This is a genomic window from Phaeodactylibacter xiamenensis, from assembly GCF_965229835.1.
Lineage (GTDB): Bacteria > Bacteroidota > Bacteroidia > Chitinophagales > Saprospiraceae > Phaeodactylibacter > Phaeodactylibacter xiamenensis.
In genome coordinates this window covers 7,528,611-7,542,497 of the sequence record NZ_OZ245931.1, presented here as the reverse complement: position 1 = coordinate 7,542,497, position 13,887 = coordinate 7,528,611, and the positions used below count along the sequence as shown (strand labels likewise).

At 53.0% G+C, this 13,887-nt stretch carries 6 protein-coding genes; 5 read left to right on the top strand and 1 reads right to left on the bottom strand.

Features of this window, described 5'->3' with window-relative positions:
- Positions 1-48 precede the first annotated feature (48 nt).
- The 5 genes from ACO08I_RS28840 to ACO08I_RS28820 all read left to right on the top strand — a co-directional run bounded on the left by ACO08I_RS28840 (position 49) and on the right by ACO08I_RS28820 (position 12,173).
- The gene (locus ACO08I_RS28840) at positions 49-4,170 is read left to right on the top strand and encodes an ATP-binding protein (protein WP_421947916.1); all 4,122 of its coding nucleotides are present in this window, start codon (positions 49-51) and stop codon (positions 4,168-4,170) included.
- Between the two features lie 153 nt (positions 4,171-4,323).
- Positions 4,324-8,880, top strand: coding sequence for a T9SS type A sorting domain-containing protein (locus ACO08I_RS28835; RefSeq protein WP_421947915.1), 4,557 nt, complete (start codon positions 4,324-4,326; stop codon positions 8,878-8,880).
- 316 nt (positions 8,881-9,196) lie between these two features.
- Complete coding sequence (locus ACO08I_RS28830; protein WP_421947914.1) at positions 9,197-9,463, top strand: hypothetical protein; 267 nt, start codon at positions 9,197-9,199, stop codon at positions 9,461-9,463.
- Positions 9,464-9,529: 66 nt separating this feature from the next.
- Positions 9,530-10,264 (top strand): LytR/AlgR family response regulator transcription factor, encoded by a 735-nt coding sequence (locus tag ACO08I_RS28825; RefSeq protein ID WP_421947913.1) that lies wholly within the window; start codon positions 9,530-9,532, stop codon positions 10,262-10,264.
- 40 nt (positions 10,265-10,304) lie between these two features.
- The gene (locus tag ACO08I_RS28820; protein ID WP_421947912.1) at positions 10,305-12,173 is read left to right on the top strand and encodes a sensor histidine kinase; all 1,869 of its coding nucleotides are present in this window, start codon (positions 10,305-10,307) and stop codon (positions 12,171-12,173) included.
- Between the two features lie 244 nt (positions 12,174-12,417).
- Here the strand turns inward: ACO08I_RS28820 and ACO08I_RS28815 are convergent, their stop codons facing one another.
- On the bottom strand, positions 12,418-13,401 hold the full coding sequence (locus ACO08I_RS28815) for a hypothetical protein (protein WP_421947911.1): 984 nt from the start codon (positions 13,399-13,401) through the stop codon (positions 12,418-12,420).
- Positions 13,402-13,887: the final 486 nt, after the last annotated feature.

Genomic DNA, 13,887 nt, shown 5'->3' with positions numbered 1-13,887 from the left:
ATCTTCAATACAAATGGTTGTATGTTTGTAAACCACTAGTGGAGTTCCATGAAATCCAGGCTCAAAATATCGTTTGCAATAGCAGTGCTGCTGCCGTATCTACTTGGCGGCGGCTTGCTGAGCGCACAGGGGCCACTTTCGGAAAGCACCCTGCCTTTGCCCACGCAGCGCCTCATCTGGGATATGGCTACCGGGCCGGAAGGCTACCTTTGGCTGGCTACGAAACTTGGCTTATTCCGCTATGACGGGCACCGGTACGTAGCGTACACTGATGCTCAAGGCACGCCCAACCGCATCAGCTACAACGATGTGATGCAAGTTTTGCCTACTCAGGACGGGCAGCTCGCGCTGTTCAATGGCGTGCATACCGTGGATGTACTGAACCCTGCAACCAACGCACTTAAGACCCACGACATAGGCGCAGGCACCTCACCCCGGGGTGCCATCAGGACAGCTTGCCGGCAGGCCGATGGCCGGGTGTTCTTCATCACCGAGCACGACGAAGGCTATGCCCTGTTCGAATACTTAGACGGAGCCTTCGAGCGATGCTTTGAGCGCCGGGAGAAACGGCTGACCAACCCCAAGATGACAGCACAAGGCAGCCGGCGTTTTCATTTGGCGGCTCAGGAAGACGGTTCGTTTCTGCTCCACGATCAGGAAAACGGACTGCTGCACCTGAGCAACGATGGGCAACTGCTGCGACGCTTTTCACCAAAAGGAAGAAAGAACGAAGCCTTGAACTTTTTCCAGGCAGAAAAACAAGGCGGGATCATACTCGCGTATGACGCCAAAAGCGGTATTTACCGCGTAGACCTGGCCAAGGGCAAGATAGAACTGGATGCGCGCTTTCCCGACGACGACTACGGTATCTGTAAAGCTGACGAGCACGGCAACCTGCTATTCGGTGCTAAGGAAAAGAGCAGTAGTATTAAATCTTTATGGATGCTCGATCCGGAAGGTAACTTTACTGAAATAGAAGACTTATCCAGCAGGCCACCTTTCGGCTTCCTGGTGTACGGGCGAAATTTCTCGGATTTTTTCTACCTGGTCTCAGACAGTGGGCTTTTGAAGATCAATACGAGGGAGCGGAATGTCAAGAGCTACTTAGCGAAGATGGACATCAGTGGACGTGGGATGATGAGTGACGGGCAAGGGGGCCTAATTATTACGACAGAGCGGCACGGATGGTACCGGCTTGACAGGGCCTCCGATCGCATAAGCCCCATTCAGATCGGGGATACCGGCTACCCGGACCTGGACCCTCCGCAGTACCCGCGCAACCTGATTAAGGATACCAATGGCGATATCTGGGCATCGGCTTACGGAAACCCGCCGGTGACAGCCACACCTGATGGCTACCTGCTACGCTACCGCCCCTCGGACGGCAGTGTGCGGGCTTTCAAAAACAAATACCGTATCGAAGCGCTGCTGCCGGATAAGTCCGGGATGTTTTATATAGCTTCGATTGGTACCTTGCAAAAGTTTGACCCTGCCACCAGCCAATTCGTCGAACTGCCAGGCAATTATGGATTTTCATTCACTCAGGGCGTAATCCCCAACTGCATTATGCAGGCTCGCGACGGCAAAATATGGATAGGCACGGAAAAAGGGCTGGTGCAGTTCGACCCTGAGGACAGCAGTTTCGTATCCTTTGGCGATGAAGGAAATAGGCCCGCACCATTTAGCAACAACATTATGGCCATCCACGAAGCTCCCGACGGTCGGCTTTGGCTGGGCACACAGGGTGGGTTGCACCTGTTCGACGCGGCTACAGGCCAGGTAGAAACCTACACAGACCGCAACGGCTTGCCCGACAACAACGTATGCGCAATCTTGCCCGATGAACGCGGTAATATATGGCTGGCTACTTTCAGGGGCTTAAGCTATTTTGAACCCAGGGCGAAGCGGTTTCGCAATTTCTACACCTCCGAAGGCTTCAACCACAACGAGTTTAACCGCCATTCCTTTTACCGTACCGAAGAGGGCACCTATTTTATCGGGGGCATGGATGGTTTCAACGCCTTTCGGGCGGAGGAACTGATGGCGGAGAAGGCGGTCCCGGGAATTTTATTGTCGGAGATTGCCTTTTTTGGGCCAAGGGGAGACTCCCTCATCACGCGGACGCATGGCTTGAGCAAGCTGCGTTCAGTCGTGCTGCCAGCGGCTAACCGCTTTTTGCAGCTTCGCTTTGCCCTCGACCATTTTTCGCACCCGGAACAAAACAGCTACTCCGTCTTTTTGGAAGGCTACGATGCCGATTGGGTGTCGCTGGGCAATGTAGCCGAAGTGCGCTACAACAACCTGCCTCCGGGCAAGTACCGCCTTCATGTGCGGGGTGCAGGCCCTAGCGGTACCCTTTCAAAAAACACCATCGAGCTGAACGTCCATGTGAAGCAATTTTTTTACCAAAGCGCTTGGTTTTACCTGCTCCTCCTGCTGGCGGGTATGGCGCTGATCGCCGCATGGATCAGCCGCCTGCGCACGGAAAAGCTGCGCCTCAAGGCTGAGGTCGAAAAGCGCACGGCGCAAATATGGGCGGATAAAGAGATTATTGAGCAACAGGCCAGCGAACTTCAGGAACTGGACCGGATAAAATCCCAGTTTTTCGCCAACATTAGCCATGAGCTCCGCACCCCGCTTACGCTCATCCTCAGCCCCCTGAAGCGGATACTGAAAAACGAAAGCCTCAACCTGCCTGCTATACGGCAACACCTGGAAATAATGGAAAAAAACGGCGAGCTCCTGCGCCTGCAAATTGAAGAGCTCCTCGAACTCAGCCGCCTCGATGCCGGAAAAGCAGCCCTGCAAAGAAGCTTAGTGGAGCTGAAGCCGCTGCTGCAAAATACATTGGAACGCTTCGAACCCGCAGCTGCGCAGAAAGGCATAGATTTGGTGCTCGACTGGCAATTACCGGAGATGCCGACGGTACTGCTCGACGCGCCAAAATTTGAAAAAATCATTAGCAACCTAATAGACAACGCCCTGAAATTCACTGCATCAGGCAGGGTCCAACTGACGGTGAGCAGACAGGCTACAGCGCAGCAGAACAAGCAGGTACTGCAACTGTGCGCAGCCGTTACCGATACCGGCAGTGGCATAACTCCCGAAGACCTGCCCCACGTTTTCGAGCGCTACTTCCAAACCCGAAACGATGTTCTTGCTACCGCGGGCAGCGGTATAGGCCTGGCTTTGGCCAAATCGTTTGCGGTGCTGATGGGGGGAGACATCACGGTGGAAAGCCGCATAGGCGAAGGGAGCACTTTCACCTGTCGCCTGCCTTTGCCACTGAGTGAACCTAAAGCTTCAAAAAGCAGCAGTAGCAGCAGTCCAGAAAAGAGTCTTAAAGAAGCTGTAGAGCCCATAGTCTATCAGCTCCCGACGGCAACCAATGCAGCCGGGCAGGCTGCAGAACAGGCCACCATCCTGCTAGCCGAAGACAATCACGACCTCCGGTATTACCTCCAACAAATTTTGGAAGCCCACTACGAAGTGGCGGCAGTGGAAAATGGGCAGCAAGCCCTGCAATACCTCCAATCGGAAGCTCCGGTTCAAAACCTGCTCATCCTGAGCGATGTCATGATGCCCGTGATGGATGGCTTTACGCTGCTGGAAAGCGTGAAAGCCGAAGAAAAGCTGCGAAAAGTCCCTTTCGTGATGCTCACCGCCAAAGCAGGCAGCGAAAACCGGCTGCGCGCCCTCCGTATGGGCGTGGACGATTACCTGCTCAAGCCCTTTGAGGAAGAAGAGCTGCTCGCCCGAATCGCCAACTTGCTGGCCAACCTGCGGCTACGCCTGCAGTTCGCCGCAGAAGATCAGGTGCCCGAACCAAATGAAGGTGCCGCTGAGCAGGAATGGCTGGAGACCGTGGAAAAAATCGCTCTCACGTCCCTCAATGCCCCACAGCTGAGCATAGATTTCCTGGCGAAAAAAACCGGGCTAAGCCGCAGCAGCTTCCACCGCCGCATCAAAGCAGAAACCGGCCTGACGCCTAATTTATACCTTCGCGAAATACGTTTACAACAGGCTCGTCAACTGCTCGAAGGCGGCCTTGTAGCCAGCGTCGCAGAGGCCGCCCGGCAGGTGGGCATCCAAAAGCGAGCCTACTTCTCACAGTTATTCCAGTCCCGGTTCGGGCGCCTGCCTTCCTCCTATTTTCAACATCCGGAATGAATGTTCATCCTGAATAGTGTAGCAAGTTCCAGCTCCGCCAGCGCAGGCTTTTGGGCTGTTTGACCGAAATGGGGCACATGCTGACCGAATTGTGGCATGCCCTAAAATAGCGCATCTCGGCAGAGACCATGACCTTTACAAAAACACTCACTAATGACACCTTCCAAAAATAATATGCACTACGATACAGTAAATTCATGTTTCAATAAGGCAAGGCAGGTTGGGCTATGGATATTGTCTATGCTGTTGGCTGTGACGCCGGCCTGGTCAGGGCATATCTCTTTCATTTCAGCTACTGATATATTGCTAATTGAGCCAGGTGGCGTAAACGAGGCCCCCAAGCTGTCCAGAAGTGGCATCGGTGGAATTGTTACCGTTAGCAGCAACCAGGCCGATACCTACCAAGCCGGGATCAAAACCCCTAAACCCTTACCAGGCAATGCCCAGGTGGCCGAAGCCTTGCCAACTTGCCCAGCCACGGGGACGCTGACCTGGACTGGAGCTGCTGATACCGATTGGGGCAATGCCTCCAACTGGGATGCCGGTTGCGTGCCCATTGCCGACAATGAAGTCGTCATTCCGGATGTAGTCAATGCCCCCGTCATCATGGACGGCACGGCAGCGGCAGCCATGACGGTTATGGTCATGCCCGATGCCTCGCTAACCCTAGAGGCTATGGGCAGCCTCACCCTGGAAGGCGCTACGGGTATGCCTTCCGGCGGCCTGTACAACCAAGGTACAGTGACCAACAACGGCCAAATTGACATCGGGCAGAGCATCAGCCCGGGCGAGTACGGGCTGGTCAACGAAGGCTCGTTCAGCAACGAGGCTGGCAGTGAATTGAGCATTGACCGCACGGGCAACATCGGCTTATGGAACAAAGGCGGCACCTTGGCTAATGAAGGGAAAATCATTACCGGTGCGGTGGTGGGTACCTCCCGACCAGGCATCTACAACGAAGGCGACATCCAGAACAATGGCGGGGAAATAGAAATAGACCGCTACAACGGCGCGGGCATAGACAACCGTCCCAACAGTACAATTTCCAATTCGGGGCGGTTGGCCATTGGCCAACTATCCGGGCCTCTGAACACCTGCATTTACAACTTCGGCCATATCCAAAACCTCGCCAGCGGCAAAATCGAATTGGATAACGGCAGTTCCGGTATTTTCACCACCACGACCGGTGGCGTCAGCAGTTCGTTTACCAATGCGGGCGAAATCGCCATCGGACAAATAGCCAATATCGGCGGCCCCGGCATTTACAACCAAAGTGCCTCCGGCGCCTCGGCCTTATTTGAAAACAAAGCCGATGGCGAGATACTGATAGACCGCTTTAGCGTAGGTATCCACAACGAACTCAACAGCTCGTTCGACAATAGCGGCTTGATCAAAATAGCGCCCACAGTGCTTGGAACTGGTCCTGCTCCTGCTCTCTATAACCGAAGTACGTTCAACAACTATGCCGGCGCCGAGATTCAAATAGACCGTATCTCTAGAACTGGCCTGCAACATGATGAGGGTACTTTCACTAATGGGGGCAAGATCATCGTCGGCATTAATGTGACGATTACCAATTTCAGTCCGGGGGTTTACAACGAGGCTACCTTTGTCAATCAGGCTGATGCGGAAATACACATTGACCGGTTCACGCACGTGGGCTTCCAAAATGCATTCAACAGTTCGATGACCAATGCGGGCCTGATCAAGATCGGTGAAAACGTACTCGGCGGCAACAACGGCTTGTACAATGACGGGACTTTCGAGAATCAGGCCACCGGTGAAATCCATGTGGACAATATACCCGACGGTAGCAGCCAAAACGGTGTTTTCAATGCCTCTGGCGATACCTTCACCAATGCCGGCAAAATTTTTATCGGCAGTACCAGCGGAGCGGGATCAACAGGGCTGTTCAATGGTGGCAATTTCTTCAACAACGGCGAAATTAGTGTAGACAATGTTTACAATAGCTCTTCTGGGGATCACGGTCTATACCACCGTTCTGGCAGCTTTTTGAATACCGGTAAAATCAGTATCGGTACCACTGGCAGCGCCGGCGACTGGGGCATATATACCTCCTCCACGTTCGACAACGAGGCCGATGGCGAAATCGCTATTGACCGTTGCGGGATAAGCGGGCTGCGCAATGGCAGTGTTGGGGGCGGCGCTTTCACCAACGCTGGCAAGCTGGCCATCGGCGCCAACGAAACAGTAGGCGACTGGGGGCTTTGGAACGAAAACCAATTCAACAACAGCGGCGAACTGAGCATTGACAATTCGACCGTCACCGGCCTGCGCCACCAGTCAGACTCCTTCGAAAACACAGGCACTATAGTACTAGGCGGAAATACAGGCATAGGCGAATGGGGGCTGTGGAATCAGGCGGCGTTCACCAACGGCACCAGCGGTGAAATTAGTATTGACCGCACCAGCAACACGGGGCTGCTCCTCTTCTCTAATACGTTCGCCAATAGCGGAACAGTCAGCATCGGTGCCAGCGCGGCCGTTGGTGCCCAAGCCATTTACAATAATGGCTCACTTGACAACGAAACCTGTGCAGTACTCAATATCTACGCACCCCTGTACAACGATGCTACGCTCAACAACTCAGGTGTGGTCTTATCGAGCACGGCAGAGCCGCACACCAACTCGGGCTTCACTAACGAAGGCGTCATCGCCTACCCCGGTGGTAACCCGATACCGAACGTGACCAACAATGAGATTATCGTTGCGCCGGTAACCTCCAATAGCTGCAATGCCGTTAGCCCAGCCTTTACGCTTAGCAGCCCGACAGACTTTGACATCGCAGGCGTGTTCACGGACGAGGCAGCGACCCTGTCGGCTGGCACTTATGCAGTTGCCACCAATACCTTCACGCCAACGGAATCTTTGGAAGAGGATACGTACAGCTATTTCGTGCAAATAGCCGACCCTGTTGGAGGATGTACCCGCACCGTTCCATGGAACTTGACGATTGTAAGCTTGTTCCCCAGTGATGCCTTCCTTCCCGCCGGAACAACGCTAGCCGACCCCTTCACAGGAGTCACTGACTACGACACTGACCACTTCATTTGCGGGGGTGAAGAGGCGGTCTACGGCACCCAGGCTGATGCGTCAGATATTGACGTAACCTGGAGCATTTCAGGCGGCGGTACTATCCTTGCCGGTGACAACACCAGCAATGTGAAGGTGCGCTGGGAAAATCCTGGCATTCACACCTTGACCTTCGTAGCAACTAACGTAGTCTCAGGCTGCACAAGCACCAATTCCCTTGAGGTGACGGTGGACGGTGATGCCCCCGTTATTTTCTGCGAAGACATTACCGTTGAGCTGGATGCTAACGGGGAGTACATGATGGCCAATGACGAAGCTTTGCTAAGCATCACGGACGACTGCCACGTTCTGGGCCCCTTCACAGAGGGTGACCCTGGCGCGCGAATGTTTGATTGTAACGACGTAGGCATGACTTTCTCTCGTACTATGGTCGCTAATGATGTTGCAGGCAACCAAGGTTACTGCAACTACAACGTTACAGTCGAAGACAACACCGCCCCCACGGCCGTCTGCCTCAACACCACCGTCGAGCTACAGCCGGACGGGCTGTACCACTTGCAGCAGGGCGATGTGTACGATGCCGCCAACAGCAGCGACAACTGCCCATACTTGCCCGCACTGGGCGGGCCCGTACCGGGCGCCATCGACAACGTCTCTTTCCCATCCACCACCTTTGGCTGTGACGATGTGGGCCTTATCTTCCCGGTTACAGTGACGGTAACAGACCCCAGTGGCAACAGCGACAACTGTACGGCTAATGTATCGGTAATACCCGGCACCGCTCTGCCCTCAGGCTGGGCTGCCAGCGATATCGGCGATCAGGGTGCCGGCAGCGACTACGCTTACGCCCCCTGCGCACGTAAAAATCCTAACCGGGGCGACTTCACTGTATCCACCGGCGCCTACAATCTCATCCCCAGCAACAGCGACAACCTCGCCTTCATCGGGCGCGAACTGTGCAACAATGGCGGCATCCAGGCCCGCATCGAGGATGTCAGCGGGGGGTACGCCGGGCTCATGATACGCGAAAGCAGCGCTCCGGGCGCTAAAATGGTCGCCGTGTATTCCAACCTCACCAGCCTGCTGAGACGGGAAATCCGCACTACCGACAACGGGCCGAGGGCTTCCAATACCTCTTTCGCACCCTTCCCCTACTGGCTAAGGCTCGTGCGGCAGAACGACTACATCCGGGCTTTCTACCGCACCTCGGACAACGGAAGCTGGACCCTCTTCCATCAGGCTTACCTGCCGATGCAGCCCTGCGTGGAAATGGGGCTGGCCGTCTTCACCACTGACCCGAACGGGCAGGCACAGGCCACCTTCAGCCGGGTGCAATGGCAGTCCAACGCAGGCGGCAACAGCCTGGCCCTCTTCAATGAAGGCGCCGCAGCAGCACAGCCGGAAGAACGGGAGGCCAGCGTCTTCCCCAACCCGGCACGAGACGCCTTCACCCTCGCCTTTTCCAAAGCCCCCGAAAGCGGGGGTATAGCCATATTGCGCAATCAGGTGGGGCAAGTCGTGGGGCAGCGGCAACTGCAGCCGGGCGAGGTGGCTACAGAGTGGGACGTGAGCAGCCTGCCGTCCGGGCTGTACCTCATGGAGGTGCGGCAGGAAGGATGGCCCTTTCAGGTAATCAGGATGATAAAAACGAACTAAGGCCGGAAAGTTTTAAAATTGGGGGATCACAATTGCAAGTACGGCCCAAAACAAGACCGTACTTGCGCCCCCAAAGCAGAAAGTAAAGCGCGTCATTCCTGGCTCTAAATGCTTTTTACTGGGCTACAAGGGGTCTTCACTGAAAAATAATAAAAAATGCCGTGAAGCCGAAGCATCTTTGCCCATTATGAAACATCGGTTTAAAGTCTACCTGATTGAGCCGTGCCCGGTTATAGCGGCGCATTTATCAGCATGTATAGTGGAAATAGGCGGAGCGGTTTACCATTCGAAAAGCTATCATATATCAAGTAAAAGATTGCCCACTAATGCGCTCAATCCGCTCAGGGCCATTGAAAGCGACCTGGCTATCGTTGCCATCACTCCTCAGTATATCAACAAATTACTTTTTCTGGCGACCCAGCTACACTGGCAGTTTGAATTGCCGGTCATCTGGAGCAGTACGCTGCCAATCGGAACTGTTGGAAGCCATTACATGCTCGAACAGGATTTTCCGATACTTCACAAACCCTTTTCTGAAAATCAGGTTAAAAGAGTTATCAGGGATACACTTTCCCTGATGTGAGCAAAACTTTGCTCATTTGCGCGCAGGTTATTAACTTAACAGCGATCATGAATTCAGTTATAATTTATGCCTAACCCTGGTATTCTAATTGTGGAAGACGACCCCATCATTGCGGCAGACCTTGAAGACCGCCTGATAGAGATGGGCTACAGGATTACCGGAAGCGTCCGCAGTGGAGAAGCGGCTCTGGAGCTTCTGCAATCGGAGATGCCAGACTTAGCGCTGCTGGACATTCAACTGGAAGGTGAGCTCGACGGGGTGGAAACAGCAGAAATCATCGCCAAAAAGCATAGCTTCCCGCTCATTTTTCTGACCAGCAACGCTGATGACGTCACTTTCGCACGCGCTAAAGGTGTCCAACCGCACGCTTTCCTTTCCAAACCCTTCAGAGGAAGGGACCTGCGGCATGCCATTGAGCTGGCCCTTGGTCAGTCCGGCCAACTTTCCGGAGGTGCACCTGCCCCCTCTTCCCTTGCGACCAAAACCCTGCAGGATTGCATTTTTATCAAGACAAATGACTTGCAGGTCAAGGTACGCCTGAAGGATATCCTCTGGGCCGAGGCGGACGACTACTATTGCAAGGTCGTCACCAATGACCGGACCCATCTGGCTACGCTAACCCTGAAAAAATTTCACGATATCCTGCAAAATGATGACTTTATGCGGGTACATCGCTCCTATCTTGTCAACCTGAATCAGATCGATAAAATAGGAGGGCTTTATGTATATATCGGAAAACATAAAATCCCGGTAGGCAGATCCTACCGCGCAAAGCTGCAGGAGCGTATCAAAATGCTTTGAGCCCTACACCTACAGACAACACTTTCACGCCCAACCATTTATGAACACACACCACAAAATAACATTCCTATTCCTTTTCTTTCCCATAGCCCTGTTCAGCCAAACCCCGGTCATTGACAGCCTTGAGCAATCGCTCCAAAATGCTCAATCAGACACGGCTTCCCTTAGTGTACTCATTGAGCTGACTCACCTTATGAATGGATATGACCTGGAACAGGGATTGGAGTATGGCTATCAGGGACTGCACCTCATCAGTGACGAAACGACAGCTACCCAGAAGGCAGAATTGCTAACCGCCATAGGCCGTATCCATGCCAACTCCAGTCAGCCCGACTCCGCTATCCATTACTTTGAACGGGCCAATGCTATTTTTGAAGCCTCCGGCAACCTCGCCGGCCAGGCGCGGGTACTCAGTAAACTGCAGTGGGTAGCCAACTATCTGGGGCGGTACGAGAAAGCGGCAACCATCGCCTTTCAGGTGCTGGGCATCCGGGAATCTCTCGGTGAGGAGGCAGAGATTGGCATGGCCAACAGTGATGTGGGGGACGCGCTCTATAATCAGGGGAATTACCAGGAGGCCCTTGACTATGCGCTCCGTGGCTATGAGCAACTAAAAACTGCTGGTGCACCTGACGTTGACCTTGGCGTGACTGCACAACTCCTGGCAGATATTAACCTGCAGTTAGATGAATTGGATACCGCGCTGAACTATGCAAACGAAGCCCTGCGGCTACGTCAAAATGCCGGTGACCTTGTGGATATCGCGCTGTCGCAAAATACCCGGGGGAATATTCTCAAATATATGGAGCGGTACGAGGAGGCGCTCTCTGATTATCAGGAAGCCAACGAAATAGCCATTTCCACCGGATTTGTAAGTTTGGAGATGGCCACACTGAACAATATCGCGGATATTTATATCCGAATGGAGGAGTATGGTTTAGCCCTTCCGATTGTACGCTCGCTGTGGCAGCAGTTGCAACAGACAGGAGAACAGTACAAGTGGCCGGAAGCCCTAATAAATTTATCTCAGGCCTACGAAGGGCTGGGACAGTACGACTCGGCACTCGTCTACCACAAAAGATACACCGCCGTCAGCGACAGCCTGTTCACCGCAGAAGCAGATGAAAAAGTGGCGGAACTGCAGACCCGGTACGAAACGGCTCAAAAGGAGGCCACCATTTACCAGCAGCAACAGGCACTCAGCCGGGAACGCACCATCCGATGGTATTCGGTCGGCATAGCCGGGCTGCTCCTGGTACTGGCGCTTATGCTGCTGCAAGGCTACCGGACCATCCGGCAGAAAAACCGCTCGATTGAAGCCCTCCTATACGAAATCCACCACCGGGTCAAAAACAACCTGCAGGTCCTCTCCAGCCTGCTTAGCCTGCAATCCCGCTACATACAGGACGAAAACGCCCTTGATGCCATACGCGAAGGCCAAAACCGGGTGGACGCCATGGGGCTGATCCATCAGCAGCTCTACACCGGAGCTACGCCCGCTGCGCTGAATATGCAGACCTACCTCCACGAACTGGGTGAAACGGTAGCAGATTCCTTTGGTCTGGACGACCGCCGGATACAAATCCGCTATGAAGTCGAACCGGTGGAGCTGGATGCAGAAACGGCCATCCCCGTAGGCCTCATCACCAATGAACTGATTACCAATGCTCTGAAGTATGCTTTCCCGGATAACCGTCAGGGAGAAATCCGCCTGCATTTTTCCCGGCCGGCGCAAGGCGGCTACCTGCTGAAAGTACAGGACAATGGCGTGGGAAAAGCAGCTGCCGTTACTACGGATAGCGGTACGGCCTTTGGCACCCGGCTTATCCGCCTGCTCAGCCAAGAGCTCAAAGCGCGGGTGGAGGAGCTGGAGGGCACGGGCTATGGCAAAGCGATTTGGTTTGACTGATTGTGCGGCTGTAAAACACAGGACCTGTATCCATGATCGCTTCCTTAGGGTAGCAAGATATCCTGGAAACAGCAGAAAGATACGAATCCTCCTGCAAGCCCGGGCGACAACTGAACGAATGTACGGGCAGCAGGTGTCAATGGTGCTGCTGACTGAGTGAGTGTTATATTTTTTGCATTGACTTCGCCCCACTCCCGTCGTCGCGCTTCCAGCGAGGCGATGGGTTGACCTACGCGTACCCAATTCACAAGACCCGGACCTCCAAATTCTCCGGATCATCAAAGTAGAGGGTGACTTCCAGTTCGATTTCTTTTTTGTACTCTTCTCCCTTGCAGCGCAGCACTACCTTTTCCTCGTCTTCGTAGATGACGTTGCTGCGGTCCAGCCGTTCTACCAGGTAGCGGTAGAGGCGGTCTTGAATGTAGGTATACCGGTGGTAATCGCTATCCTTCAATAAGTAGTAATTGGTATCATCAAAATTCAGGATGCGTTTGCTGTTATCCCACTTGACCTTCATGTCTGTGTACAATGGCCCTACCTTGGATAGGAAAATGTCTTTGCCACTGACGAAAAAGACATCGCGGGTTTCCGTGTCCAATGCCAACAAATAATGGTTTACTGGGGCGGAAATACTTCGGTAGGGCAGATAGTAATGTCCACTTATAGTGTCATAGCTTGTACCCATGGTACAACCGGATAGCCACCATGGGTCCAGTTCTCGTATATGCAATGGAGGCGGAGGGAAAAACTCACCAATTTCAGGGATAAAAGCACGTTTCCGCTCTGGCTGATAAAACAGGTCATAGCGCCATTCCCCACCAACTCCATAACTCCGATCTCCGCCGCCAACTTCGTTGCGCCATTCCCCGGTCACTTCGTAGCCCGGCGCCCCCTCAAACTGCGGGTCAGGTCTTTTGCACAATACCAAAGTGGTATCTACGTAGAATTTATAAAACTCCACATGTTTATTGAAAGGGCGGCCTTCTCCCACTACTACTTGAAAACGGCCACGCCTTTCCATTAAAAACCGGGTATCGATTGGCAGGTGAGATTTAAGCGCTTCAACCTTTTCGTAGTCTACCCAACAGCAGCCATAGTGCAGAGGTAAGCAACGGTCCAAGTATTCGTCGTAAGCAGGCAATAAGCTGTCTCTCAGCTGGTCAAAGTCCTGCCCTTCTGGTATCGTATCCATTTTTTGCCTGAGCTTGTAGAGGTAGATGTTGCTCATCAGGTGGGCTTGTAGGTATTGTTTTTTCTCTTCGTAGTTTTTGAAGGGGGCGGGTTGATATTTTCCGATGATTGAAGAAATATAGTTCTCGGAAGCCCCCGATAATCTTTCAATAGTTTCTGTTTTGAACTTGCCCGGTGTGTCTTTTGGGACTTTGATAATTTGTTTTGATTTAATACCATTATGATAAGTCGAAATGCATTCGAATAGCAATGTATCAAGCTTATGACTCCTAAAAAACATATTATCAGCGTTCTGCCTATACAATTGTATTTTTAAGTACGGTATGTAAGATTCGGGCTTATCAGAACGGAATTGGAAATATTTCTCAATAGAGTAGTCTCTGCTAGACCAACTGTTTAATAAAACTACATTTTCTTTTTCTGTGACGGCAACTAGAGCTATATCCTTGTAGAAAAGTGGAGAAACACTAAATATATGCCCTACCCATCGGAAAAAACCCCCGTTAATAGAGGCCTCAGTCGG

Coding starts and splice junctions, on each gene's coding strand:
- ACO08I_RS28840 (WP_421947916.1), top strand. CDS start 49: ATGAAATCCAGGCTCAAAATATCGTTTGCAATAGCAGTGCTGCTGCCG.
- ACO08I_RS28815 (WP_421947911.1), bottom strand. CDS start 13,401: ATGAGCAACATCTACCTCTACAAGCTCAGGCAAAAAATGGATACGATA.
- ACO08I_RS28820 (WP_421947912.1), top strand. CDS start 10,305: ATGAACACACACCACAAAATAACATTCCTATTCCTTTTCTTTCCCATA.
- ACO08I_RS28835 (WP_421947915.1), top strand. CDS start 4,324: ATGACACCTTCCAAAAATAATATGCACTACGATACAGTAAATTCATGT.
- ACO08I_RS28825 (WP_421947913.1), top strand. CDS start 9,530: ATGCCTAACCCTGGTATTCTAATTGTGGAAGACGACCCCATCATTGCG.